At 65.1% G+C, this 24,024-nt stretch carries 24 protein-coding genes and 1 tRNA gene; 10 read left to right on the top strand and 15 right to left on the bottom strand.

The window, feature by feature from the left end; translation table 11 throughout:
* The first annotated feature begins 76 nt into the window (after nucleotides 1–76).
* Nucleotides 77–1,441, top strand: a complete 1,365-nt coding sequence (locus OJI97_RS15305; RefSeq protein ID WP_297664880.1) for a M20/M25/M40 family metallo-hydrolase — start codon at nucleotides 77–79, stop codon at nucleotides 1,439–1,441.
* Nucleotides 1,442–1,570: 129 nt separating this feature from the next.
* Here OJI97_RS15305 and OJI97_RS15300 read toward each other — a convergent pair whose 3' ends face one another.
* From OJI97_RS15300 to OJI97_RS15285, 4 genes are all read right to left on the bottom strand, one after another.
* The gene (locus OJI97_RS15300) at nucleotides 1,571–1,924 is read right to left on the bottom strand and encodes a hypothetical protein (protein ID WP_297664878.1); all 354 of its coding nucleotides are present in this window, start codon (nucleotides 1,922–1,924) and stop codon (nucleotides 1,571–1,573) included.
* A 45-nt stretch (nucleotides 1,925–1,969) separates the two neighbouring features.
* Nucleotides 1,970–3,826 (bottom strand): CshA/CshB family fibrillar adhesin-related protein, encoded by a 1,857-nt coding sequence (locus OJI97_RS15295; protein WP_297664876.1) that lies wholly within the window; start codon nucleotides 3,824–3,826, stop codon nucleotides 1,970–1,972.
* 126 nt (nucleotides 3,827–3,952) lie between these two features.
* Nucleotides 3,953–4,029, bottom strand: a tRNA-Pro gene (locus tag OJI97_RS15290).
* Nucleotides 4,030–4,066: 37 nt separating this feature from the next.
* Nucleotides 4,067–5,542, bottom strand: coding sequence for a M20 family peptidase (locus tag OJI97_RS15285; protein WP_297664874.1), 1,476 nt, complete (start codon nucleotides 5,540–5,542; stop codon nucleotides 4,067–4,069).
* Between the two features lie 146 nt (nucleotides 5,543–5,688).
* Between OJI97_RS15285 and OJI97_RS15280 the strand changes: the two genes are divergently transcribed.
* Nucleotides 5,689–6,306 (top strand): sulfotransferase family 2 domain-containing protein, encoded by a 618-nt coding sequence (locus OJI97_RS15280; protein WP_297664872.1) that lies wholly within the window; start codon nucleotides 5,689–5,691, stop codon nucleotides 6,304–6,306.
* 19 nt (nucleotides 6,307–6,325) lie between these two features.
* Here OJI97_RS15280 and OJI97_RS15275 read toward each other — a convergent pair whose 3' ends face one another.
* The 4 genes from OJI97_RS15275 to OJI97_RS15260 form a co-directional block, all read right to left on the bottom strand.
* On the bottom strand, nucleotides 6,326–7,147 hold the full coding sequence (locus OJI97_RS15275; RefSeq protein WP_297664871.1) for a TauD/TfdA family dioxygenase: 822 nt from the start codon (nucleotides 7,145–7,147) through the stop codon (nucleotides 6,326–6,328).
* On the bottom strand, nucleotides 7,147–7,989 hold the full coding sequence (locus OJI97_RS15270) for a phytanoyl-CoA dioxygenase family protein (protein WP_297664869.1): 843 nt from the start codon (nucleotides 7,987–7,989) through the stop codon (nucleotides 7,147–7,149). The genes OJI97_RS15275 and OJI97_RS15270 overlap by 1 nt, the downstream gene beginning before the upstream one ends.
* Complete coding sequence (locus tag OJI97_RS15265; protein WP_297664868.1) at nucleotides 7,976–10,534, bottom strand: lanthionine synthetase LanC family protein; 2,559 nt, start codon at nucleotides 10,532–10,534, stop codon at nucleotides 7,976–7,978. The genes OJI97_RS15270 and OJI97_RS15265 overlap by 14 nt, the downstream gene beginning before the upstream one ends.
* Nucleotides 10,535–10,636: 102 nt before the next feature.
* Nucleotides 10,637–10,813 carry a hypothetical protein gene (locus OJI97_RS15260; protein WP_297664867.1) on the bottom strand — a complete coding sequence of 59 codons (177 nt, stop codon included), beginning with the start codon at nucleotides 10,811–10,813 and terminating at the stop codon, nucleotides 10,637–10,639.
* A 101-nt stretch (nucleotides 10,814–10,914) separates the two neighbouring features.
* On the opposite strand from OJI97_RS15260, the gene OJI97_RS15255 reads away from it, so the two are divergent.
* Both OJI97_RS15255 and OJI97_RS15250 read left to right on the top strand, forming a co-directional pair.
* The gene (locus tag OJI97_RS15255) at nucleotides 10,915–12,129 is read left to right on the top strand and encodes a cytochrome P450 (protein ID WP_297664866.1); all 1,215 of its coding nucleotides are present in this window, start codon (nucleotides 10,915–10,917) and stop codon (nucleotides 12,127–12,129) included.
* A gap of 590 nt (nucleotides 12,130–12,719) precedes the next feature.
* Nucleotides 12,720–12,851, top strand: coding sequence for an entericidin A/B family lipoprotein (locus OJI97_RS15250; protein WP_297664864.1), 132 nt, complete (start codon nucleotides 12,720–12,722; stop codon nucleotides 12,849–12,851).
* 151 nt (nucleotides 12,852–13,002) lie between these two features.
* Here OJI97_RS15250 and OJI97_RS15245 read toward each other — a convergent pair whose 3' ends face one another.
* Genes OJI97_RS15245 through OJI97_RS15230 form a run of 4 tightly spaced genes read right to left on the bottom strand, consistent with a single transcriptional unit; the run spans nucleotide 13,003 to nucleotide 15,084 of the window.
* Entirely contained in the window at nucleotides 13,003–13,494 is a 492-nt protein-coding gene (locus OJI97_RS15245) for an SDR family oxidoreductase (RefSeq protein WP_297664863.1), read from the bottom strand.
* Entirely contained in the window at nucleotides 13,454–13,771 is a 318-nt protein-coding gene (locus tag OJI97_RS15240) for an SDR family NAD(P)-dependent oxidoreductase (RefSeq protein ID WP_297664861.1), read from the bottom strand. The genes OJI97_RS15245 and OJI97_RS15240 overlap by 41 nt, the downstream gene beginning before the upstream one ends.
* Nucleotides 13,772–13,775: 4 nt before the next feature.
* Nucleotides 13,776–14,663 carry an aldo/keto reductase gene (locus tag OJI97_RS15235; RefSeq protein WP_297664859.1) on the bottom strand — a complete coding sequence of 296 codons (888 nt, stop codon included), beginning with the start codon at nucleotides 14,661–14,663 and terminating at the stop codon, nucleotides 13,776–13,778.
* A 4-nt stretch (nucleotides 14,664–14,667) separates the two neighbouring features.
* The gene (locus tag OJI97_RS15230) at nucleotides 14,668–15,084 is read right to left on the bottom strand and encodes a cupin domain-containing protein (protein WP_367184773.1); all 417 of its coding nucleotides are present in this window, start codon (nucleotides 15,082–15,084) and stop codon (nucleotides 14,668–14,670) included.
* Nucleotides 15,085–15,266: 182 nt separating this feature from the next.
* Between OJI97_RS15230 and OJI97_RS15225 the strand changes: the two genes are divergently transcribed.
* Complete coding sequence (locus tag OJI97_RS15225) at nucleotides 15,267–16,196, top strand: LysR family transcriptional regulator (RefSeq protein ID WP_367184772.1); 930 nt, start codon at nucleotides 15,267–15,269, stop codon at nucleotides 16,194–16,196.
* A gap of 158 nt (nucleotides 16,197–16,354) precedes the next feature.
* A complete protein-coding gene (locus OJI97_RS15220; RefSeq protein WP_297664855.1) occupies nucleotides 16,355–16,537 on the top strand; it encodes a hypothetical protein in 183 nt (60 codons plus the stop codon).
* 75 nt (nucleotides 16,538–16,612) lie between these two features.
* Here OJI97_RS15220 and OJI97_RS15215 read toward each other — a convergent pair whose 3' ends face one another.
* The gene (locus tag OJI97_RS15215) at nucleotides 16,613–17,698 is read right to left on the bottom strand and encodes a DUF819 family protein (protein ID WP_297664883.1); all 1,086 of its coding nucleotides are present in this window, start codon (nucleotides 17,696–17,698) and stop codon (nucleotides 16,613–16,615) included.
* 72 nt (nucleotides 17,699–17,770) lie between these two features.
* Entirely contained in the window at nucleotides 17,771–18,490 is a 720-nt protein-coding gene (locus OJI97_RS15210; protein WP_297664853.1) for an SDR family NAD(P)-dependent oxidoreductase, read from the bottom strand.
* Between the two features lie 154 nt (nucleotides 18,491–18,644).
* Between OJI97_RS15210 and OJI97_RS15205 the strand changes: the two genes are divergently transcribed.
* The 4 genes from OJI97_RS15205 to OJI97_RS15190 are packed head-to-tail and all read left to right on the top strand — an operon-like array spanning nucleotide 18,645 to nucleotide 22,730.
* Entirely contained in the window at nucleotides 18,645–20,258 is a 1,614-nt protein-coding gene (locus OJI97_RS15205; protein ID WP_297664852.1) for an NAD(P)/FAD-dependent oxidoreductase, read from the top strand.
* 22 nt (nucleotides 20,259–20,280) lie between these two features.
* Complete coding sequence (locus tag OJI97_RS15200; protein ID WP_297664850.1) at nucleotides 20,281–21,441, top strand: nitrilase-related carbon-nitrogen hydrolase; 1,161 nt, start codon at nucleotides 20,281–20,283, stop codon at nucleotides 21,439–21,441.
* Between the two features lie 19 nt (nucleotides 21,442–21,460).
* Entirely contained in the window at nucleotides 21,461–21,745 is a 285-nt protein-coding gene (locus OJI97_RS15195; protein WP_297664848.1) for a hypothetical protein, read from the top strand.
* Between the two features lie 22 nt (nucleotides 21,746–21,767).
* Complete coding sequence (locus OJI97_RS15190; RefSeq protein WP_297664846.1) at nucleotides 21,768–22,730, top strand: sugar kinase; 963 nt, start codon at nucleotides 21,768–21,770, stop codon at nucleotides 22,728–22,730.
* On the opposite strand, the gene OJI97_RS15185 is transcribed toward OJI97_RS15190, so the two are convergent.
* A complete protein-coding gene (locus tag OJI97_RS15185) occupies nucleotides 22,720–23,994 on the bottom strand; it encodes an MFS transporter (protein WP_297664844.1) in 1,275 nt (424 codons plus the stop codon). The two genes, OJI97_RS15190 and OJI97_RS15185, sit on opposite strands and share 11 nt — an antisense overlap.
* Nucleotides 23,995–24,024: the final 30 nt, after the last annotated feature.

Below are 24,024 nucleotides of genomic sequence, written 5' to 3'. Positions count from 1 at the left end.
CCCCGGATCAAGTCCGGGGTGACGAAGAGGCAATCGAGGCTTGCGAGGTGCGGAGATGGCCCGCTAGGACGGCATCATGTCAGGCTCATCCACCTCCGCCCGCCTTGCCGGGATCGCCGCCCTGCTTCTCGCAACCTCCGCCAGCGCCGCGCCGAACGCGGTCGAGCTGGCGCAAACCGGCGACGATCCGGCCTGGTCGATTACCGAGGACCTGACCACCGAAATCGGCCCGCGCCCTGCAGGGAGCGATCGCGAAGCCGCGGCGCGGCGCTGGGCCGTCGACCGGCTGAAAGCAATGGGCTTCGCCAATGTCCGCGAGGAGGCCTATCAAATGCCGGTATGGCAGCGAGGCGAAGAGGAGGCCTGGCTCACCGCACCCTTCCTGCCGCAGAAGCTGACCGTCGTCGGGCTCGGCAACAGCGGTGCGACCGGGCCGAAGGGACTCGAGGCGGAGGTCGCCTATTTCGACGGCTATGACGCCCTCGTCGCCGCGCCCGACGGTGCGGTGAAGGGCAAGATCGTCTTCGTCGACAACCAGATGAAGGCGGCGCAGGACGGCAGCGGTTACGGCTATTTCGGGCGCGGGCGCTTCATGGGGCCGAGCGTGGCGGCGAAGAAGGGCGCGCTCGCCATCGTCATCCGCTCGATCGGCACCGACAGCCATCGCATCGCGCACGCGGGCGTCACCAATTTCGACGATGGTGTGACCCCGATCCCTGCCGCCGCCATTTCCGGCCCCGACGCCGACCAGTTCGTCCGTCAATGGCAGCGCCGCCCGGGCGCGCTGCGCCTGAAGCTGCTGCTGACGCCGCGCCGACTGGAGCAGCAGACATCGGGCAATGTCATCGCCGAGGTGCCGGGAAGCGACCCCGCCGCGAGTCCCGTGATCGCCGCCTGCCATCTCGATAGCTGGGATCAGGGCACGGGCGCGATCGACGATGCCGCCGGGTGCGGGATCATCACCGCCGCGGCCAGGCATGTCATGGCCGCGGGCCAGCCACGCCGCACGATCCGTATCCTCTGGGCAGGCGCCGAGGAAGTCGGCGGGTTCGGGGGCAAGGCCTATTTCGATGCCCACGGCAAGGAACGCCACGCCGCCGCGCTCGAATCCGATTTCGGCGCCGACCGCGTCTGGCGCGTCGATTTCAAGCTGCCCGACAGCGCGAAGCCGCTGACCGAGCGGATCGCGGCGGCGCTCGCGCCGCTCGGCATCACGCCCGGCAGGACTCCCGCCAGCGGCGGCACCGACATCGGCGCGCTTACCGCCGCCGGCACGCCGATCGTCGACCTGCAACAGGACGGCACCCGCTATTTCGACATCCACCACACACCCGACGACACGCTCGACAAGGTCGATCCGGCGCAATTGCGACAAAATGTTGTCGCCTGGACCGCGACTTTGGCGATTCTCGCGAACAGCAGCGATTCCGAGCTTCCCTGATTGTTTCGGGGAAATGACAGTTTTCCGCGCGCACGGGACATCTCAATTATTTTTGTTGACGATTCACGCGGAAAGGCTAAATCCCGCCGCTCGCGGGACGGGAAAGTTTCCCCAGCGCGGAAAGGCATTTTAGGGAGCCCACACATCATGAAGAAGTTTGCTGCTATCGCCGTTGCCGCCAGCATGTTCGCCCTCGCCGCTTGCGGTGAGAAGGCTGCTGACGAAGCTGCCACCACCGAAGCTCCGGCTGCGGACGCGGTTGCTGAAGAAGGCGCCGACGCCGCTGCTGCTGGCGCCGATGCCGCCGCCGCTGGTGCCGACGCTGCCGCTGCTGGCGCCGACGCTGCTGCCGCTCCGGCCGCTGCCGACGCCGCTGCTGCGCCGGCTGCTGCCGCTGCTCCGGCCGCTGACGCCAAGGCTGCTGCTCCGGCTGAAGAAAAGAAGTAAGTCGCAGCCCTTCGGGGCAATGACTGAAACGAACAAGGGCGGTCTTCCTTCGGGAAGGCCGCCTTTTTCGTTGCCCAAAGCCTATTTGATCTGGGCCTGGATGCTGATCGTGAAGCTGGTCGGGACGCCGGTCGACCCCGCCATCGTGCCGCGCGGCCGCAGGCAGACATATTTCACCGCCGGGTCATACGCCGCGATCGGCGCATAGGTGCAGGCGGCAAAGCTCGCGGGGCGAGTCGCCGAGCTGGAATAGCGGATATCGTTCGTGCCGAAGGTCAGCCCGCTCGTTGGCGACCCTTGCGTGAAGACCGGATTCGCCGCCGTCCCCACCGAAATCTGAAGCGGCAGCATATCGACGATGAACATGCTGTTGTTGTCGACCGACGCTGGCCCGCTGTTGCGAACTTCCAGCGTGTAGCGCACGATGCTGCCCGGGATCGCCTTGGGGTCGATCGCCCCGTTGACGGGATCGGAGACGAGCGCCGACGTCTTGGCGATGTCGAGCGTGGCGTTCGATGCGCGTTTCGTGTTGGTGATCGTGCAACTGATGACGTCGCCCATCTGCGGCGTCACGCTGCCGCCGACGACGGTCGGCAGCACGGTCGATGAGGAGGCGCCGTTGGTGCAGCTCAGCACCGCCGAATATTGGCTGAGGCTGGTCGTTCCCGACGCGGCCTCGTCGAAGCTGTAGGCGGTTCCCGCGGCGACCTGCGTCTGCGCGGTCGATGCATTGCCGACGCTCGCCCCCGTGCCGGTCGTGGTCGTCGTCGCGGTGACCGCCGCCCCTTGCGCGATCGTCATCACGAACTGGTCGCCCGCGAACTGGCGCCCCAACGCCGCCAGCGCCTTGGTCAGGCGGAGATGCGGATAGGGCGTCTCGGTAAAGCTGCACTGGACGGCATCGCCAAAGCGCAGCGTGCCGAAATCGTAGGAGGTGGTGACGACGCCGTTCGGCAAGACGGTGGGCGAGCCGGATGCGGCGTTGCTGCATGTCAGCGTCGATCGATATTGGCCGAGCGCGCTGCTGCTGCCCGCTGCCATCGCCTGGTTCAGCGTCAGCGGGATCGCCGCGGTGCTCGACAGGGCGGCGGCGGTGAAAGGGCCGAGTCCCGTGCCGCTCGACGTGCCCGCCGCCAGCGTCCCGCCGCCGCCAGTGGCGTTGATCGAAAAGGCGAATTGGTCGGCGGCATTGATCCGCGTTCCCGAAATCTGGGTGTTGAGCCGGATCGAGGCGAAGCGCACAGCGAACATCGCCCCTTGAAGCCCGCCACCGACCATCGTGGTCGTCACCTGCGTCGGCGAGGTCGACCCCATGATATAGGCGCCCACCGTCCCCGCAGCGCCGCTTTCGGTGAAACTGCTCGTCCCGATGCCCGCGACCGAAGGATAGGTCGATCCGCTGATCGGCCCGGCGCGGTCGAGTTCCTGCCAGCCGCCGCCGTTGGTCTGAAAACGCAGCGATTCATTCTCGTTGCTCGACTCGCCATCGGCGGCGACAAACATGAAATTGCCGATCGTTCCCGACGCCGGCGGAGTCAGCGCGATGTTCGAAATCGTCACCGTCGTCGTGCCCGCCGCGGTCTGATAGAGGATCGGACGTCCCGCGATGCCGAGAAAGGCAGTGTTACCGACCGCCGCCCCGGTCCACGATGGCGCTGCCGCCGAAGTCGCGGCCGCCCCCGAAACCTTCAGCCGGAAACTCATCACCGTGCCGTCGGGCAAGGTGTAGGAAAAAGCCTGTCCGTTCGTGCTCCGCGCACTCGTGTCGTTGTAGCCGCCGAGGTCGAGCCAGCAATAGGTTTGCCAGTCGGCGGGCCCGGTCGATCCCTGCGACGTCGCATAATAGCAATTGGCCGCAAGCGCGGGGCTCGCGGCGCACAGCGACGCGATCAGCGCGCACAGCGCCGCAATCCATTTCCCCGGACGAATGCCCACCATTTTCAAATGCCTTGGTCCCATTTGCGAGGGACCGTCCTAAAGACAAATGTTTATCAGCGCGTTAAGGGTGATTGGCGCGCGTTCAAGATACGCATCCCGTGCAATCACGGGGCCTTTTGGGGAAGCTGGTCGGGGAGACAGGATTCGAACCTGCGACATCCTGCTCCCAAAGCAGGCGCGCTACCGGGCTGCGCTACTCCCCGACCGTGCGGGCGCCTTAGACAGGCTGAGGGCTCAAGTCTATCCCGCAGACGTCGCGATCAGCCGCGCATAGAAATCGATCATCCGCTTGAAGCTGTCGATCGCCATATGCTCGTTGGTGCCGTGGATCATCGCCGATTCCTTGAGCGAGACGCGCAGCGGCATGAAGCGATAGACGTCCTCCGACACCGGCTCCATGCTGCGGCTGTCGGTGCCCGCCACGACCAGCATCGGCGTCAGCACCGCGTCAGGCGCTTCCGCACGCGCGGCGGCGGCGATCCACTTCCAGCCCTGCGAACTTGTCGACGACACGCGCGAGGGCTCGCGCGGCGGCTTGACCCAGCTAAGATCGACCTTCGCATCGCCGACCGCCGCCTTCGCGCGCGCCATCACGTCGGCCGAGCTATTCCATGGCGCGATGCGATAGTTGATCAGCGCGTTGGCCGATTGCGGCAGGACATTCTCCTTGGGGCTGCCCTCCAGCATCGTCGGCGCGATGGTGGTGTGGAAGGCCGCGGCGGTCGAGGGCGTGTCGGCGATTCCGCCCTTGAGCAGCCGCCCGAACAGCCATTGATTGGCGACCGCCATCTTGGTCGTCCCGCCCTTCTTCGCCGCCAGCGCTTCGATCATCTGCTCGCCGGGGCCGCGAATCTCCAGTGGGAACGGCTTGTCGGCAATCGCCAGCACCGCCTTGGCAAGCGTCGTCACTCCCGTCTCGGCGGGCGGCATCGAGCTGTGGCCGCCGGGCGCGTTCGCGGTGACCTTCAGGGTTGCATAGCCTTTTTCGGAAATGCCGATCATGATCGCGGGGCCGTCGATCACGGGGGTATCGGCGAGAATGAGGCCGCCCTCGTCGAGCGTGTAGATCGCCTTGACACCCTCGGCCTTCAGCTTCGCCGCCGCTGCGATCGCGCCGGACCCGCCGGCTTCCTCGTCATGGCCCGAAACCAGATAGATGCCGCGCTTCGGCTTGAATCCCGATTTCGCCAGCGCATCGACCGCCTCGAACAAGCCGATCAGCGACCCCTTGTCGTCGACGGTGCCGCGGCCCCACACCGCATTGTCGGCGATCGTTCCCGCGAAAGGCGGATATTTCCAGTCCTTCTCGGTTCCGGGCGTCACCGGCACGACGTCCTGATGCGCCATCAGAATGATCGGCGCGAGCGAGGCGTCGCTGCCGGGCCAATAATAGACGAGCGTCTTGTTCGGCAGGATGGTGCGCGTCATCGCGCCGTGCGCGGCGGGATAGGTGGAGGCGAGCCAGGCGTGCAGCCGATCCCATTCGGCAATCTGATTGTCGGCCGGATCCTGGTTCGACACGGTGGGAATCTGCGCGGCCTCGCTGAGGTGGCGAACGGCAGCGTCGAGGTCGAAGGGGGGAGCGGCGGCGATCCGGACATCGCTTCCGTCGGCGACGTTCGCGGGAGCAAAGCCCGCGGTGCGCACCGCAACCGTCGCCGCGGCAACGGCAACCAGTGCGACGCCGCCCAAAATAATGATCCCACGTTTACGCATATGACTCTCCCCTTCTCGGATTTTCAGAAGACCGCGAATGGTTCCGATTTGCAACCCAATTAGGGCCCATACTCAATTACAGCGGCAAAAAGCACGATCGTCCGCTAAACGGACATTGGAAATTACCGAATCTGACTGGGGCAAAAATGATCTGCCATCGCTGGAAGACGCTGTTCATCCACATCCCGAAAACCGGGGGGCAGAGCATCGAGCAGGTTTTTCTCGACAAGATGGGCCTCGATTGGGCCACCCGTGGCCCGCTGCTGCTGACGACCAACCATGATCCTGAGGCCGGCCCGCCCTTTCTCGCCCATCTCACCGCGGGGGAATATCTGGCGAAGGGGCATTTGGCGCCGATCGATTTCAACGATTATTTCCGCTTCACCGTCGTGCGAAACCCGTGGGACCGCGCGGTGTCCGAATATAAATACAGATATGCGCGCGAGATGGATTTCCGGGACTTCATTCTCGCAGCCTATCCCGCCCCCGAAGGCAGCAACGAAGAGCGGCACCTGATGCCGCAATGGTCCTTCGTGCACGACGAGAACGGACAAAGCCTGGTCGATCACATCATCCGGTTCGAAGAGTGCAGCCGGCAATTCGCCGCGATATCGACGCGGATTTTCGGCGAGCCTATTGCCCTGCCGCACGTCAACCAATCGCCCGACCGCCGCCACTACCGGGAATTTTACGACGCGGAAACGCGCGAGGTGATCGCCCGCCGCTACCAATCCGATATCGCGTGGCTCGGCTACGAATTCTGACGCGTCTCATCCCGCCCGTTCAGGCAAGCGCTACCGCGCCACGCATATCCCGCCGCAGCCCCCTGTCGTCGTACGGAAGCACGCGATGCATCGTCCAGCGATTGTCCCACGCAATCAGGTCGCCCGCGGCCCAGCGATGCCGGAACAGGAAATCGGGGCGCGTCGCGACATCGGCCAACTGGTGAAACAGCGCCTGGCTTTCGTCGCAGCCCCAACCGATGACCCGCTCCATATAGGGCGGACTCAACCGTAGCGATCTGCGCCCGTCGGCAAGAGTCTGGACCAACGCGTGCCGCGCCCGGGGAAGCCGCGACCGCTCGTCGGCCGACACTGAAGGCACATCCGCGCCGAGGATCATATGTTCGAAACTATATTCGACCGACAATGTCTCTATTCGGCTCCGCAAATCCTGCGGAAGAGCGTCAAAGGCTGCCGCGAGGTCGGCAAACTCCGTGTCCCCGCACCCCGTTTCGATCGTTTCGGCGCGAAGCAGGACGGCCCGGATGCCGCGTTCGCGGTAGACACCGTCACTGTGCCACAGCCAGTTGAGGCGCAAGAGGCGCGCCTTGTCGCTATCCGGTCGAAAGAGAGCGCCGTCCTCATCGAAATTGGCCGATCGGAAAATCCTCTTCGCGCCGAAGGTCTGAACTTCGCCGAAAATCCCGGCCAGCGCGACATGCAGAGCATCGTCGGCCATCAGTCCCGGGAAGATCAAAACACCGAACCGGCTGAGCGCATCATTCAGCCGTTCACGGGTGCGCTCCTCCAACAGGCTGGCCGAATCGTCGGTCTGCACCAGGGCGCCGAACCCTTGCGACCGCGGAACGACGTCGAACGGCATCAGACGAGCTTGGCGAAGGCGGGGTGGCGAAAGGGCGTTCCGTCGGGCTCGCCGGCCAGGATTCGGATCGGGTCACCGCATGCCTCGTCCGCCGCCAGCCGGTCGACCTCGGCGAGGTCCTGGTCGGGGCGGGGGCAGCAGGTGACATCGTCGCCGAACACCCGCAAGGATATGGTTCGCCGCCGCGTCCCGGCGGCGGTCGGCGCGCCGCCATGCAGGATCGCCGGGTGAAACAGCAATATGTCGCCCGGTTCGACCGCCCACCGGACGATGGGAAAAGCGCCCCGATCCGCCTCGATCTCGGGCAGCGGCGGCCAGATGCCGTCCGCGAACATCGCGGCGCGTTCGTCCGCCGCGCTGAACGCCGTCGGATTGTAGAGCGGCCCCCGATGCGATCCGCGAACGAATTCGAGCGACGCGGCCTCCGCAACCGGATCGAGGCTGATCCATGCGGTCGCCATATGATGACCCGCCATCGGCACGTAAGGCAGGTCCTGATGCCAGGGCGTGCGCCGCGTGGCGCCGCCTTCCTTGCGCCAGACCTGCTCATAGAGCAGCCACAGGTCCTTTGTGCCGAGCACACCGGCGATCAGCGGGGCCAAACCGCTTTCCATCGCGAAAGCGCGATAATGCGAAAGGGCTTCGGGGTTCGCATGATCCTGAAAGAACGAGCCTTCGACACCCGCCAGCACGTCCCCGGCATAGGGGCCTGGATTGGCGATGCTCCAGTCGAACAGGCGTTCCGCCGAGTCATATTGCGCGCGCGATAGGGCAGCGGGAATGCGGACGACGCCATCGGTCTCAAAGGCCGCCCGGGCGTGCTTCAACTCATCTGCCGTCATCCGTCCCTCCGCGCCTTCCCCTGCCCCATCGGCCCGCGGCATCCCGAAGCAGTCCGCCATCCAATATGGTCCGCTTTTCGTCCTGCACCGCAAGCGCCAGCGCCGCGGCCGGGCCCATGAAGCCGACCCAAAGGTCGGGCGTCACGATCGACGGATCGTCGGATATCCAGACGCCATGCCCGCCCGTCCCGATCCGCATGAACTCCAGGCTGGCGGTCAGGCGGCCGATCTTGTCCGCGGCGAGCGTCTGGTGCCGCTCTATCGCCGAGACCATTTGCCAAAGCTCCAATTGCCCCGCCAGGCCGTGACAATAGGTTGGCGTGGCGATCGCGGGCAGGTCGGCCAGCGACGCGACGGCCCAATCGATTTCCTCCGTCAGTTCGCGGCCCGCGCCGGGGCCTGCCAGCAGCGACCACAAGAAACCGGCCGTTCCGTGGCACCAATTGCCCGGGGCGTGGCACTGGTCGCTGTCCAGGCGCATTCGCATGCCCTGTTCATTCGCGGCGTCCATCTCGCGCCGTGCGAGCGCTTTCAACGTCGCCACCGAGAGGGCGGCGGCGTCATGGTCGCCGGTGCGCCTCGCCCAATAGCCGAGCGCCGCGGCGATACCGGCGCTCCCGTGCGCGCAGCCGAGGAAGTCGGAGCCGCCGCCCTCTCCAGCGCGCCAGACGGCCAAACCGTCGACCGTGGCCCTGCCATCATCCAGCTTCCGTTTCGCGACCGTGCCGAGGTCGAGCGGCCAATCCTCCTCGATCAGCTCGGATATCGCGGCGGCGGCGAACAGCGTCCCGGCGCTGCCTGAGAACAGGTCGAGTTCGCGGTCGTCCGCGGCGGCGGCGGCAAGGCGGGCACGCGAAGCCGCACTATATTTATCCGTGCCGAGCGCGCGTCCGGCAGCCGCAAGCGCCAAAGCAACCCCGGCATTGCCCGTAAAAAGCCCGGCCGCCTGACCGTCCGTGGGCCTCGAGGCAAGCCACTCCGCCGCTCCGGCGATATCATTCCGGCAATCGGCACCGACCGCGCCGCCCGCCACCAACAGGCCGATCAGGATGCCGGCCGCGCCGATATTGATCGCCTCGCATTCGAAATGACGCTGGAAATGCGCGTTGCGCCAGTAGCGCGCGCCGCCATCCTCCATTCGAAAGTCCGCCGTTGCCGCAACCGCCGCCTCGATAGCCAGGCGAAGGCGCGACGCATCGAGCGATGCGTCGAGTGTCTCGCCCGATGACGCGGCGTCCTCGCTCAGCGCCGCGAGGAGATCGATGCTTGCCTCGGCCGACGGTCGCTCCATCGGGTCCTCGGCGGTCATCCGTTCCACGACATCGGCGGCCTGCCCTGCTCCCTCGCGGCGGAGGAGACCAGCAAGGAGCCCCGGCCGAAGCGCGAGCAGGCCGGGCGGAAAGCCGGTCACGGCATGAAAGAGGCTGACGCCTAGAGCATAAATGTCCTGGGCGGGATGCGCGGGCGCGCCGTTCGCCGCTTCGGGGGGCATGTAAGCGTCGGTGCCGCGCCCCGAAATGCGCGAACCGGCGCGCTCGGCAAGCTCGAAATCGATGAGGGCGACAGTCTCGTCGCGGGCGATCGCATTCTCCAGCTTCACGTCGCCGTGGACCCAGCCGCGGCGGTGCACCTCGGCCAATGCCTTCGCCATCGACGGCATCAACCGCACACGCATTTGCCGCGGCAGTTCCGAAAGGAGGCTACCCTCGACATCCTCCATCGCGAGGCTCGGCATGTCACCGCCGCACCAGGCGATCGCGCGCGGTGCGCATCCGCGCTTTCCACCGATTTCATCGAGCGCCTGAAATTCGCGCGCGATCCGCTCTTCGGCGCTGCCATCGTCGGGGTAGCGCGTCTCGCCCGGCGCGCGCTGGCGAACGACCAGCGTCGCCCCGCTGTCGCGGTCGGCGGCGAACAGCAGTCGGCTATGAACCGTTTGCTTGATTTCCCCCAGAAGGACCAGGCGCCGGTCGCCGATCGTCATATGCTTTCCGGCGACGTCATCCCAGCCAACGGCCGCAAAGCCGGGAAGCGGCGGTTCGATCCCGGCCGGCGGCTTTCCCCCGATGATCCGTTCGTCCGCGACGAAATGGCCATCGGGCAATCGCACGGCAGCATGGATGATCCCGCGGCTATCGACGATCCGGTGGCGCGAATCGAACGCGCCGAACCGAAAGGCCACGGCCGAGCCGGGCCGGACATGCAAACTCGTCCGGATCGCCGGCGCCGCGCTCGCCGGCCACAGCCGATCGACGGCGTGAATGGCCTCGCGTGCGCGCGCATCGTCGGCAGGATAGAGGGTCGCGATCTTGCCGACCTGTTCGGCTCCACCTTCCCCGGCATTGATCGCGGCAATCGCATCGAGCGAGGCCGGAAGCTTGAACGGGACGCGCAGCTCCGCCAGAAGCGGTGCCAGCGTGCGGACAAAAACCGCCGCCTCGCCGACCGCAACGGCGACATGCACCTTCCACCCCTGCGCGACATCCGCCGCGGCCGATGGCGCGTGAAACTGCCAGCAGCAGTTTCCGTCCCGCCATCGGCGCACGGCCCAGTCATCGCCGAGTTGTTCGCATAAAAAGGAAAGCGCTTCTTCATAATCATGAAGAAGCGCCGTCCGCCCCGACATTATCGGAGTCCTAGAGTGAGATCAGTGCCGCGTTGCCTGGCACGTATGCCAAGGGCAGCGATGCCCGGCGTGAAGATCATCCTCCGCGCTCACCATCGCGGCAGCAGATACAGCTTTGAAATCGATATCGCCGCCAGCGAGCATCCGCTCTTTCAAGATTTCGAACTCGCGGCGCATCACGTTCAAATTGGCCTGCATGTTACATTCCTCCAATTAGGGCGCGACCCGAAATCGAAAGATTTCGATTGGATAATGTCAACTTAGGTTACAGAATGTCAAGTCCGATATCGTTTTACGCTTTGGCCGGAGAAGAAATTTTGTCGGACATATTGGCGTCGCTGCCCTTCATGGACGCCGATTTCAAAAGCCGCAGCATCGACGCGGTCAGCCAGCTCGCAGCCGCAAGGGGCCCCCTGTTAAAATTCGCACTTCCGTTCGGCGGCGAGGCTTGGCTGGTGACAGACCATGCACTTTCGAGCAGCTTTCTGGCCGATCGCCGGCTTTCCAAAGCATCGCCGCTTCAGGATCAATCCGCCCCCGGAACACATCGTCTGTACCGCCACCTGCTCGTAACCGATCCGCCCGAGCATACGCGGCTTCGCCGCCAGCTCCGTCACGCCCTGGCATATTGGACGAGCGCCAGGATCGAGGCTCTGGCACGCGACATCATCGCTCGCCGCCTGGCGATCCTCGACCGCGACGAAACGCACTTCGATCTTGTGGCCCATGTTGCCATGCCCGCGGCTTTGGAGATCGCCTGTACGATCGTCGGCATTCCGCTCGACGACATGGCAAAGATACACGCGTGGAACGACAGGCTGACGCGGTCGGATCTGGACGGAACGGACCAGGCGGCCGAGATTGCGGACGAAATCGAAGCCTATCTGACAGGCCTCGCCGGGAAGAAGGCCGATCATGCAGGCGATGGCGCATGGGCAGCGCTTCGCAGAGCGGCGTCGCGAGGCGATCTGGACCGCCGCGAAGCAATGGCTCTTGCCTATCTCCTTCTTTCGGCCGGCTACGAGACGACGGGGCATCTGCTGTCGTCCGCGGTCTGGCTGCTGGCCGGCGATCGCGAAACCTGGCGAACGGTGGCGGCGGATGACGATGCTGCCGTGCGCGCCATCGAGGAATGTTTGCGGTTCAACCCATCGCTTGAACTTTCAACACCGCGCTATGTGCGCGAGGATTTCGAAATGGCCGGCATGACCCTTCGCAAGGGCGATATGGTCTTCATCGCCCTCGGGGCCGCGAACCGCGACCCATCGATCTTCAGGGCCGGCTCGCTTTTCGAATGCCCCCGTGCCGGACTCGCGCAGCATCTTTCCTTCGGCCGCGGCCCCCATATCTGCCCGGGCGCAGGCATCGCGCGCGTTGCTTCGCGGACCATCGTGCAGGACTTGGCACGGCGCTTTCCCGATCTCAGCGTTTCGGCCGATCATCGGCTCGAATGGATTCCGGGGCTGGTGATGCGGGGTCTCCGCTCGCTGCCCGTCCGTACCGATAGCGAATAGGAAGCTTTGTGGACCGGGTGGAACGGCGCCGTCTCGACAAGGAGAATATGGCGGGCCCGACAACTCCAAAATATAAACGGTTAAGGAGTTGGAATAGCCCCTTTCCGATAAATGTCGAGCAAGGTGCCTTTCGGTACATAGACAAGTATCATGTCGATCATCAGCCGGTCGCCATCGCGTTCCAGCAAGGCTGCTCGCTCATTCATGATCGTCGAGAAGGCGGAGCGCCAGCCGTGCGGACCACCCTCCCTTTATCCCGACCGCCGGCCATACGCTTATGCAACGTGCCCATTCGCCGCCGATTGGCCGATTGCGGCCGGTCAGCTTTTGGCGAGCCTCGCGACGAAGCTGACCTTCATCATTTCTGTGCGGGGAAGACGGATCGCCACGCCCTTAGCCGAGAGAAACCGCCTTCTTGCGCCGAACGAATGTCTGCGCGCTTGTATTCGAGTAGCCCTTCCATTCCCCTCCCCCAGCCTGGCGGTCATTTTGAACGCTTCGGCTAGCGTGAGCCGACGCAGCGGAACAATCGATGCGAAAAGCCGTAGTCTCAAACGGAGGGCTGTTCGCCCTCGCGTTGGAGAGAGACAATGAAAAAGCTTCTGACAATTTTCGCAATTGGCGGAATACTGGTTCTGTCTGCTTGCAACACAGTTGAAGGCGCAGGAAAAGACGTTGAATCCGTTGGAGAATGTGCTGATGGCGTGCAAGGCAACTGCTAGGCGACGTTGACAAATTGGCGTGAACCGCATTCGGGACACGATGATTTCAGACAGTCCGTAATTGGAACCCCATTGTTGCAAACGGAGCCTCGGAAAGGCATCAAACGCGCGCCTCTTCCCGGATATCGACGGACCGCGCGTCGTCTCCGGGTCAGTGTGCGGTGAAGCCTCCGTCCACGGGCAGCGCGACGCCGATGACGAAACTTGCGGCCGGACTGCAGAGCCAGAGCACGGCCGCGGCAACCTCTTCGGCGCGCCCGAGACGGCCGATCGGCTGCTGTTTCATGATCTCGGCCATCGCATCGGACTGCCCGCCCAGCATCTCCTGCACCATCGGCGTGTCGACGGTGCCCGGACAGACGGCATTGATACGGATTCCGCGCGGCGCATATTCGACGCCGGCGCTGCGGGTCATGCCGATGACGGCATGTTTCGTCCCATGATACGCCGCGCGTCCCGGAAGCCCGACAAGCCCGCCGAGCGAGGAGCAATTCACGATCGCGCCGGAGCCTTGCGCGCGCATGATGCGCAGTTCGTGCTTCATACAGGCCCAGACGCCGCGCTGGTTGACGGCGGTGGCCCGCTCATAGCTTTCGATGGGTTCATCCGCGGCATCCGATGGGGGGCACCTGAATGCCCGCATTGTTGAACGCCATGTCGAGCCGACCATATTCGGCGACCGCGCGATCCGCCATCGCCGCAACCTGCGCCTCGTCGGCGACATCGCATCCCACACCGATCGCGGCGCCGCCATCCGCGACGATCCGCTGCGCCTCGCGTTCGGCAAGCTTGCCATCGAGATCGGCTAGCATCACCGATGCACCGCTTTCGGCGAAGGCGCGTGCTGCAGCCAGCCCTATGCCCTTGGCCGCGCCGGTGACGAGCGCCACCTGGCCTTTGAAATCATAGACCGGATTCACGGGTTCAGTCCTTTTCATTCGCACCGGCAACCTGCCGTTTCTTGCCGAACACCGGAAAAGCGCTGGCTTCGCCATAATCGCTGCCCTTGGCAGTCATGAGCGCTGCCATGTCCGTGTCCGAGATCACGAAGTCGACCGTAGCATTCTCGCGCATATGCGCGGCCGTTGCTGTCTTCGGCAGCGGCAGCAGGCCAAGCTGGAGGCAGTAACGGATGCAGAGCTGCGCGATGCTGACGCCATATCGATCGGCCAGCCTGCCAAGATCAGCGTTGCCGAGCGCCGCGCCGTGCGCCACCGGCGAATAGGCCTGGACGAGCAGACCCTTGCTTCGCGAATAGTCGATGAGGTCGAAGGGCGTGCTGCCGACATGCGCCAGCAGCTGGTTGACCATCGGCGCAACGCTGCCATGATCGAGCAGATTATCGAGATCGGCCCGCTCGAAGTTGGAAACGCCGATCGCGCGGAGCTTGCCGGCACGATAGGCATCTTCGAGCGCGCGCCATGCTTCGAGATTGCCCTCGAAGAAATGCCCGCCTTCGCGAAATTCGGCCCACGGCTGCGGGCTGTGGATCAGCATCAGGTCGATATGATCGAGCCCGAGGGTCCGAAGCGAGGCATCGATGCGGTCCGCTGCATCGGCATAGCTCTTGCTCTCGGCGGCGAGCTTGGTGGTCACGAAGAGCTCGTCGCGGGGAGCAGCGCTATCGCACACAGCTTCGCCGACGCCGCGTTCGTTGCCATAGGCCTGCGCGGTATCGATATGCCGGTATCCGATCTGGAAGGCGTCGCGCACGACGCGTGCGACATCATCGTCTGAAATGCGCCAGGTGCCGAGCCCGAGCTTCGGGATGGCGACACCGCTGGCGAGCGGGAATGTCTCGTTCAAAATCATGGGGTCAGTCCTTCGCCAGCGGAGCGAGATATTGCGCGTCCGTCACCTTCTCCATCCACGTGACCGGCGAGCCGTTCACCGATTCCTGAATGGCGATGTGGGTCATGCTCTCGTGCGGCGTCGCGCCGTGCCAATGCTTGTGCTCGGCGGGGCACCAGAGAATGTCGCCGGCGTGGAACTCCAGCTTCGGCCCGCCCTCGATCTGCGTCCAGCCGACACCATCGATCACGATGAGCGTCTGGCCCGCCGGGTGCGTGTGCCACGCGGTGCGGGCACCGGGCTCGAAATGCACGATCGCGCCGCCGACGCGCGACGGGTCAGGCCGCTGAAACTGCCCGGTGATGGTCACCTTGCCGGTAAAATAGTTCGCCGGTCCTTCGACCGTCTTGAGGTCGTGTTTGCGGGTAATCTCCATTGTCATTGTTCCTTCCTGCGCAGAGGCGCTGCTCGCGCCGAGCGTAGAGGCCGCGACAGATATTGCCTGTTTGATCATGGCCTCCATTCCAATCTCGCCTCCCGGCGGGGAGGATGATATTTAAGCTATCGACCTCACAAGAATTAGCGCCCTCGCGCGCAATGAACTACTGAACATGGCTCACCAATATGCTATGCGGTGCCATGCAACTCAGCCGAACCGATGTCGCGGACTTCCTTTACTTTCTTGCGATCGCCAAGCATCGCAGCTTCCGTCACGCCGCAACGGAAATGGGCGTCACGCCTTCGGCGCTGAGCCACGCGATCGCGGCGCTCGAAGAACGACGCGGCGTCAGATTGTTGAACAGGACCACCCGGAGCGTCACCCTCACGGCCGCGGGCGAGGAACTCAAGGCATCGATCGAAGGGCCGCTCGCGGCCGTCGGCGAAGCCGCGGAGAATCTGAACCGCTTCCGCGACACGCCGGCGGGACGGGTGCGGATCAACGTTCTCGAGGATGCCGTGCCGTTGCTGCTCGACCCGGTGATGCCGGTGTTCGTCGAGCGCTACCCGGAGGTCGCGGTGGACATCAGCGTCAGCAACCGCATGGTCGACGTGATCGGCGGCGGGTTCGACGCCGGCATCCGCTATGGCGGCACGGTTCCGGAAGACATGATCACAAGGCGGCTGTCGCCGGACATCCTCTGGGTTGCGGCAGCATCACCGCGCTATCTTGAATGCCATGGGACGCCCGAAACCCCGCACGACCTGGAGCACCATCGCTGCGTACAGATCAGGCTCGGCAACGATCAACTCTACCAATGGGAGTTCGAGAAGGACGCCGAGACCGTCGCCGTCGCCACGCCCGGCTCGCTGACCGTCGATGCGAGCCATGCCTCGATCGGCTTGGGGATCGGCGCGGTGGGCATCATCTACGCCGCCGAGCCGGTTCTGCGTCCGCATCTCCAAAGTGGAGCATTGAAGATCGTGCTCGGCGATTGGGCGTCGATGGGCAGCGGGTTCCACGCTTATTATCCAAGCCGTCGCCAGGTTCCGACCGCGCTGCGCCTGCTCGTCGATCTGATCCGCGAAATGGAGCCGCTGGCGGAGAGATCCTAGCCCGTAATCGAACGGGCGACCGGAACCAATTGATTTTGGCCGATTTCAGACAGGTATGTTTCTCGCTCGAACCGGGTCAGAGCGGACGTTGCAGGGTCTTACTGTGGGAACTTTCGAAATTCGCTGCGGTTACGTTATTTCGACGAAAAGAACTGCAGATGCCCAAGTTCATGACCATCGAGTGCGGCGACCAGGCCGGCTATGACCAAACCGTTCCGGAAGTGCGGAATGCGGCCCACGCCAATGACCATATGCTTCAGCGCCGCGGAGCCGCGCTCGGCATCGCGTATAAAGATCGGCCAGGGCTTTTTGCATCAATCACATCGTCGTTGAGCGATTGACATAACGCGCGAAGCGAGCCGCGGAAATCGGCTAGCTCGCATTCCTGAACCGAGCCGCGAATAAACTTCATATCCTCAATGCAACAGTTGAAACACGGCGACGCCAAAGAAATTGGCGATCGCCTTGCCCAGCATGCCGGTTGCAATGGCTGGCGTGACCAGCGACTTCCATCCCTTCGAGGTAGCGATGCCGGCCGCGGCGGCGGCGCCGACGATATTCGCGCCCGAGCCGATGATCGCCTCCGCAAGGTCGGACCGCAGCAGCTTTGCGGCTGCAAGGACGACAGCGACATGCACGAGGATGATGACCAGCCCGAAGACAAAATAGACCGGCGCCGACGTCACGAAGGCCGTCATGTCGGTCGTCGCCCCTATCATCGCGAAAAAGATGTACATGACGAACATGCCGAGTTCGAAATCGCCTTTCAGCGCCCGCATCGGCCCGGGGAAGAGATTGGCGATGGCGACCGCGATCAGCGTGACGATGAACAGGCTGTAGTGACCGAATCCGGTCGCCTGCGCGATCCAGGCGCTGGCCCAGCAGATCGCGGCGCTCAGCGCGAGCGCAAAGCTGATGTGTACGAGATCGAGTTCGGGCCGCGCGTCCTCCACCGCCGCCGTCGCTTCGGCCTGGGCATCGACGATCGGTGAAGGAAGAAAGCGCCGGACAAATCCGATATTGGGCAGCGATACAAGGATCATCAGCCCGATGATGCTGACCGGCGCGCTGGCGCTGACCGCGACGGCGAAAACGTCGGGCGGCAGGTCGGTGATCTCGGCCATCGCCACCATGTCGGTCATGCCGCCGATCCAGGCCGCGGCGTATGTGGCGGCGATGTGCGGGCCATATTGGCCGAGGTCGATCAGCAAGTCGGCGACGATCGCACCAATGCAAACACCGACCGCGCCGATGAAGAACAATGGCAGGACGCGGCCGCTTTCACCGAGAATGCGCGTGAAGGTCGCCTTGAACAGCAACAGCGGAATGGCGATCGGCATGACGATCCCGCCGATGAAGTCATAGGCCGGCGCCTGATGCGGAATCAGTTCCAGGTTGGACAGCAGCACGCCGCCGCCGAGAACCCAGACGACGGCGGGGATTTTGGAAGCGATGCGATTCCGCTCGCTCCAGAGGCCGACGAAAACGAGCGTCAGCAGCACCGTCAACAAGGCTGCATGATTATCCGATGCGATCAACGACATACCGCCTGCCCTATCCTTGTTCCCGGCCGTCTATTCGCCCGGCCGCGGCTGCCAGCCGCATCCCGTGACCGCGCGGACCAGAGCCTCCGACCGTTCGCCGCGATCGACATCGAGCGCCTCGAACACGCGGGCCGCATCGGCGCCGATCGGGTTGCGAAACGGGGTGTCGCGGCGGCGGATCGCATCGGCGATGTCGCGCGCGGCGATCTCGGGCGCGAGCCCATCGGTCACGCCGGCGAATTCGGTCGCGACCCTGCCCGGCTCGAAAATCAGGACGCGCAGACCGAGCGGCGCCACTTCGGCGGCGAGGCTCTGGCTCAGGCCTTCGAGCGCAAATTTGCTGGCGGCATAGGCGCCGTCATCGGGCAGGCCGACGAGACCGGAGAGCGAGGAGATCATCGCGATCGTTCCGCCGCGCCGCATGTGCGGCACCGCCGCCTTGGTCAGGCGCCAGGCACCGAGCAGATTGACGTCGAGCGTTTCCTTGAACGCATCCTGATCGAGCGATGTCACCGGACCGCCCAGATGGACGCCGGCATTGTTGACCAGAACATCGATGCCGCGATCCACCGCAACGACCCGCCGGACCGCCTCTTCGCAGCTAGGGATCGAACGGACGTTCAGTTCGATATCATTCGGGCCCGTCGCCTCGCGCGCGCCCGAAAACACCGAAGCCCCGGTGTCCCGAAAGGCACCGGCCAGCGCCTGCCCCAATCCACGCGACGCTCCGCTGATCAATACCGTCGACATCCATTCCCTTTCCCTGCGGGCGGTCTGCGGCCGCACCCGCCACTTTCATAGGGCGGTACGCTCAAAACGTCGGATGACAATTGCTAATCCCCCCCGTGAGGGAGCCTAATTTTTCAGTCTGCCGCCGCCGCTCTACCGTTGCGCCGATCCCCGAATGAACAGCGATACGAACGAGGCAGCACAGACGATGGCAGAAGCGGAATATGATGTCGTGATCGCGGGCGGCGGCGTGAACGGGCTGGCCTGCGCCGCGACGCTCGCGCGCAAGGGACTGCATGTCTGCGTCGTCGAGCGCAACCCCTGGGTGGGCGGCGGCGCCGTCACCCGCGAAGTGACCCTGCCCGGCTTCAAGCACGATCTTTACGGTTCGTCGCACGTCTGGATCCAGTGCAATCCCGATTTCAAGGAAATCCGGCCCGAGCTCGAGCAGATGGGGCTCAAATATATCGAGCCGACCGACCATATCACCGGCCACCCCGACAAGAACGGCGGCCCCGGCATCGTCATCTACAAGTCGATCGACAAGACCTGCGCCTCGATCGCCGCCTATTCGCAGAAGGACGCCGATCGTTACCGGGCGGTCTATGCCGATTTCGAGCAGGTGCGCGAAGGGTTCATCAAGGCCTTTTTCTCGCCGCCCGCCGCCCCCTCGGCGCTCGCCAGCGCGCTCGAGACGAGCGAGGTCGGGCTGCGCCGGCTGCGCGAATTCTCGATGTCGGCGCGCGCCTGGGTCGAGACGAATTTCGAGAATGACTTCGTCAAGGCGGTGATGCTGAACTGGGCGCTCGCACCCCAGATCCTGCCCGACCAGGAGGGTGCGGGACAGTCCTTCTATATCATGATCCCGGCCATCCATTATTACGGGCAGGCCATTCCCGAAGGCGGCAGCATGGAGTTGCCGAACGCGATGGCGCGCTTCGTCGAAGCGAAGGGCGGCACGGTGCGCCGCGAAGCGCCGATCGCGGGTTTCCTGATCGAAGATGGCCGCGCGGCGGGCGTCCGGCTGGAAGACGGCAGCATCATTCGCGCGCGCCGCGCGGTGGTGTCCGCGCTCGAACCCAAGCAGACCTTTCTCAAGTTCGTCGGCGAGGAGCATCTGGAACCCGGCTTTGCCGCGATGGTCCGCAGCTTTTCCTTCGGCAAGATCAGCATCTGCCGCGCGCAGCTCGCGCTGTCGGAGGCACCCGAGTTTCTGAACGGCGCCGACATGAGCGCCTGTCCCTTCCACCGGATCGTCGATTCGATGGAACAGATGATCAACTTCTATGCCGAGATCGCGACCGGCAAGCCGCCGAGCGATCCTTTCCTGTGGTCGGCGTGCTGGACGAAGCTCGACCCGACGCGCGCGCCGGAGGGCAAGCATACGCTGATCGTCGATACCTATGTTTCCAACTGGCTGGCGGACGGGCGGACCTGGGACGAGATCGGCGAGGATTATGCGCGCAATGTGCTGATCCCCAAGCTCCAGCAATATGCGCCGAACATCAACGATCAGACGATCCTGGGCCTATACGTCCAGCATCGCCAGACGCTGGAGGATGCGAACCCCAGCTTCGTCGACGGCACGACCAACGGCGGCGAGCGCATCGCCGCGCAGCTCGGCGCCTTCCGCCCCTTCCCCGGCTACGCCCATTATCGTTCGCCGGTCGAGGGCCTCTACATGACCGGCCCCCATTGCCACCCCGGTGGCGGCATTTCGGCGGCGGGCACGATCACGGCGCGCGTGATGCTCGATGACATGGGCGTCGAACCCGCCGATTTCTGGTAATTTTTCAGGAAAGGAACAAGCGATGACCGCTTCCAAGAAGATCGACAAATATACCGCGCTGGTCATGCAGCCGCACGTCACCGTGGCCGAGGATCGCGACGGCATCACGAAGAACCTCGATCGCGCGCTGAACATGATCGATTTCGGCGTCGGCTATTTCTGGGAACTGCCCGCGAAGCTCGCGGTCTTCCCCGAATATTTCATGCAGGGCGTCACCACCCCCGGCAAGGGCGAGCACGGCATCGACAGCTTCATGAAGAAGGCGATCACCCTCGACGGCCCCGAAATGCAGCGCCTCGGCGACAAGGCGCGCGAATATGGCATGTATATCGCGGGCGGCGGCGTGATCGAGCAGGTGCCCGAATTCCCCGATCGCTGGTTCAACACCGCCTTCATCATCGGTCCGTCGGGCGACGTCGTCCTCAAATATCACAAGTGGCACATTCCCGCCTCGATCGGCCTCGGCACCAGCCCGCACGACATTTTCGACGAATATTGCGAAGTCTTCGGTGGCGACATCAAGACGCTGTTCCCGGTCATCGATACCGAGATCGGCAAGCTCGGCACGATGACCTGTCATGACGGCTGCACCCCCGAAGTGTCGCGTGCGCTGGGCTACAACGGTGCCGAGGTCATCTGCCACCCGGTCGCATTGCAGGAAGTCGAAGGCGTATCGGAGCCGTGGGATTTCTGGGTCTTCACCCGCCGCACCCGGGCGCACGACAATATGGCCTATGTCCTCGGCTCGAACTGGGGCACGGTCGACTATGACTTCTATCCGCGTGCTTTTTGCCCCGGCGGCAGCTTCGGCATCGACTATACCGGCATGATGATGCGCCATGCGCCCTATCCGCAGGAACAGGTGCTGGGCGTCACCATCGACATCGAGGGGCTGCGCGAGCATCGGTCGCGCTGCAACCACAACACCTGGGTCGATGTCCGCACCGAGGGCTTCCGCCAGATCTACGAAAAGCCGATCTATCCCGCGAACCAGTTCCCCAGCGGCCGGCCGCCGCGGACGCTGGCCGACAAGATGGGTCCGGTAAAGGAAGTGTTCCGCGACCTCTATGGCCGCGGCCAATTCACCCCGCCCGCTGGCATGACGGTCGACGACATGGCGAATCAGCACGAGCGGCGCGTCAAGGCGGCGCAAGCCATCGGCACGCTGAAGCGCGACGACTGACGGCCAGGGAGGATCAACCATGCGCGTCGTCAGTTCGCTCGCCGACATCGATTTCGCCATCGGCCGCATCGCGCGCGCCGGGCGGGATCTGGTCATCGAAAGCAGCGAGGACAGCACCATCGCGACCAAGGTCACGGTCACCCCGGCCGACGCCCGGCGTTCGATCGGGGCGCTGCTGACCAGTCCCTCGGTCTGGCGCTTCCTCGTGACATTGCCGTTCGCCTCGTCCCGCCGCGCCGCGCCCGACCAGGACGATGCCTGGCAGGAAAGACGCCGCCGCACGGGTCTCAACAAGCCGTGGTAATCCGGACAGCGGCCCCCGCGGCATGACGATCGTCTGCTTCGGCGAGATGCTGCTTCGCCTCGCCCCCGCGGACGGCGCGGCGCTGGACGCGGCCGACGGCCTGTCGCTCCACGTCGCGGGGGCCGAGGCGAATGTCGCGATCTCGCTGGCGTCGCTCGGCACCGCGGCGCGGATGACGACGATCCTGCCCGATAATGCACTGGGCGCGCGGGCGCTGCGCACGCTGACCCGGCACGGGGTCGATACCGCCGCTTGCGCCCGGCGGCCGGGGCGGATGGGGCTTTTCTACATCGAATCGCCGCGCGCCGGGCGCGAAGGCGGTTTCTTCTATGACCGGACCGGGTCCGCCTTCGCCCGCGAAGCCGCGGCAATCGACTGGGACGCGGCCCTGACGGGCGCAAGCTGGCTGCATCTGTCGGGGCTGACGGCAGCGCTCGGCGACGAAGCGGTGGCGGCGATGCGGCGCGCCGTCGCGGGCGCCCGGCAGCGCGACCTTTCGATCTCCTTCGACTGCAATTTCCGCCCCCTGCTCTGGCAGGGCCGCGAGGCGGAGGCCGCAGGACTGCTGCGTGAATTTGCCGGCGCGGCGCACCTTCTGTTCGCGAGCGACTGGGATGCCGGGCTGCTGCTCGGCGAGGAGGCTCAAGACGGAGGCGCGGCACGCCTGCTCGCTTCGCTTCCGGATCTGCGCTGGATAGCCTCGACGAGCCGGATGCCGGACGGCGAGGAAGAGCAGCTGGGCGCCACGCTGATCAGCCGCACCGGCGCGGCCGTCATTGCCCCGCCGACGCCGATCACACCCTTCGTCGACCGGGTCGGCGCCGGCGATGCCTTCGCCGCCGGCCTGCTCCACGCGCTGGCGAGCGGCTGGGACGAGGCACGCGCGCTGCGCTTCGCGCACCGGGCGTGCCTGATGAAGCACGCCGTCCCCGGCGACTTCAGCATCTTTTCGGAAGCCGAGGTCGCGGACGCGCTCACCCGGTAGGCGACAACCGGGACGCCTCCGCGCGCCACCCCATCATCACCGCCCCGCCGGCCAGCGCAACCCCGGCGATGGCGGCCAGCACCGCCCGAACCCCGCCCGCGTCGATGATCGGCCCCATCAGAGCGGCCCCGATCGACATGGCGATGTTGCCGCACACCATGGTGAAGGAAAATTGCGTCGCCGCGATCGCCCGCGCGCACTGGCTCATCGTCGCGGCGAAGAAAGTGATGAAGGCAAAGACCAGCAGCATCTCATAGGCGATCAGATAGGCGATGGCGCCCGCTTCGCCCAAAGTCGCGGCAAGCGCCAGATTGGCGAGCGCGATCGCCGCAAGCGCCGCCATCAGCACGGGACGATAGCCCAGGCGGTCGATCGCGATGCCGCCGAAGAGCATTCCGGCCACGCCCGACACGAGCTTCAGCGAGGAGCGGAACTGGGCATAGTCGGTCTGCGTCCAGTCGAGCTTGCCGACCATCAGCACCGGCGCCAGCGCGCCCGTCATGCCGACGATCAGCCCGATAGCAAGCGACAGCAGAACGAGGCGCGCCGCCGCCGGTCGCCGGAGCGCCGCCATCAGCGCGCGCAGGATCAGCAACCCACTCCCGGCGCGATAGGCCGTCGCGCCCGGCGCCGCCGCGCCACGCATCCAGGGCAGCAGCCGCTCGCCCGGCCGTTCGCGAATGGCGGCGGCGACGCACAGGACCACCAGCAAGGCCGTCGCGGCCGCTCCCGCCATCGCGGCGAAGCCGAATGTCGCGAGGATGACGGCCCCCAGGCTGGCCGCGCCCGCGGTCCCGAGCGTCTTTGCGCCCCACATGATGCCGTTGGCACGGCCCTGCTCGCTGGGCGGGATCAGGTCCATCGCGGTCGCGTCGGTCGCAACGTCCTGAAACACCGTCGAGAGCGTGATGGCGAAAGCGCCGGCGGTGAACCAGCCAAGCTGGCGGGCCGGATCGTCGAGACAGGCGAGCGCCGCGAAGCTCGACGCAATGCCGGCCTGCCCGATCATCAGCCAGGGCTTGCGCTGCCCCATCGGCAGCCAGGCGAGCCGGTCGACCAGCGGCCCGACGACCAGCTTCGCCGCGTTGGGCAGCATCGCCGTCGCCAGGAAGGCGCCGATCGCCGACGCGCTCGCGCCATGCGCCGCCAGAAAGGCGGGGAAGACGATGAGCACCATCGCATCGGGGATTCCCTGCGCGGCATAAAGCGTCGCGAAGATCGCGAACCGCAGCCGCCTGTTCTCGCTAAGCGCGCGGCCGCTCATGCGATGACGAAACCGTCCGTCCCGCGCACC

The organism is Sphingopyxis sp. (assembly GCF_025869345.1).
GTDB lineage: Bacteria > Pseudomonadota > Alphaproteobacteria > Sphingomonadales > Sphingomonadaceae > Sphingopyxis.
This window is presented reverse-complemented; position numbering and strand designations above follow the sequence as displayed.

Coding starts and splice junctions, on each gene's coding strand:
- OJI97_RS15305 (WP_297664880.1), top strand. CDS start 77: ATGTCAGGCTCATCCACCTCCGCCCGCCTTGCCGGGATCGCCGCCCTG.
- OJI97_RS15295 (WP_297664876.1), bottom strand. CDS start 3,826: ATGGTGGGCATTCGTCCGGGGAAATGGATTGCGGCGCTGTGCGCGCTG.
- OJI97_RS15285 (WP_297664874.1), bottom strand. CDS start 5,542: ATGCGTAAACGTGGGATCATTATTTTGGGCGGCGTCGCACTGGTTGCC.
- OJI97_RS15280 (WP_297664872.1), top strand. CDS start 5,689: ATGATCTGCCATCGCTGGAAGACGCTGTTCATCCACATCCCGAAAACC.
- OJI97_RS15275 (WP_297664871.1), bottom strand. CDS start 7,147: ATGCCGTTCGACGTCGTTCCGCGGTCGCAAGGGTTCGGCGCCCTGGTG.
- OJI97_RS15270 (WP_297664869.1), bottom strand. CDS start 7,989: ATGACGGCAGATGAGTTGAAGCACGCCCGGGCGGCCTTTGAGACCGAT.
- OJI97_RS15260 (WP_297664867.1), bottom strand. CDS start 10,813: ATGCAGGCCAATTTGAACGTGATGCGCCGCGAGTTCGAAATCTTGAAA.
- OJI97_RS15250 (WP_297664864.1), top strand. CDS start 12,720: ATGAAAAAGCTTCTGACAATTTTCGCAATTGGCGGAATACTGGTTCTG.
- OJI97_RS15245 (WP_297664863.1), bottom strand. CDS start 13,494: ATGCGGGCATTCAGGTGCCCCCCATCGGATGCCGCGGATGAACCCATC.
- OJI97_RS15235 (WP_297664859.1), bottom strand. CDS start 14,663: ATGATTTTGAACGAGACATTCCCGCTCGCCAGCGGTGTCGCCATCCCG.
- OJI97_RS15230 (WP_367184773.1), bottom strand. CDS start 15,084: ATGACAATGGAGATTACCCGCAAACACGACCTCAAGACGGTCGAAGGA.
- OJI97_RS15225 (WP_367184772.1), top strand. CDS start 15,267: ATGCTATGCGGTGCCATGCAACTCAGCCGAACCGATGTCGCGGACTTC.
- OJI97_RS15220 (WP_297664855.1), top strand. CDS start 16,355: ATGCCCAAGTTCATGACCATCGAGTGCGGCGACCAGGCCGGCTATGAC.
- OJI97_RS15210 (WP_297664853.1), bottom strand. CDS start 18,490: ATGTCGACGGTATTGATCAGCGGAGCGTCGCGTGGATTGGGGCAGGCG.
- OJI97_RS15205 (WP_297664852.1), top strand. CDS start 18,645: ATGAACAGCGATACGAACGAGGCAGCACAGACGATGGCAGAAGCGGAA.
- OJI97_RS15200 (WP_297664850.1), top strand. CDS start 20,281: ATGACCGCTTCCAAGAAGATCGACAAATATACCGCGCTGGTCATGCAG.
- OJI97_RS15195 (WP_297664848.1), top strand. CDS start 21,461: ATGCGCGTCGTCAGTTCGCTCGCCGACATCGATTTCGCCATCGGCCGC.
- OJI97_RS15190 (WP_297664846.1), top strand. CDS start 21,768: ATGACGATCGTCTGCTTCGGCGAGATGCTGCTTCGCCTCGCCCCCGCG.
- OJI97_RS15185 (WP_297664844.1), bottom strand. CDS start 23,994: ATGAGCGGCCGCGCGCTTAGCGAGAACAGGCGGCTGCGGTTCGCGATC.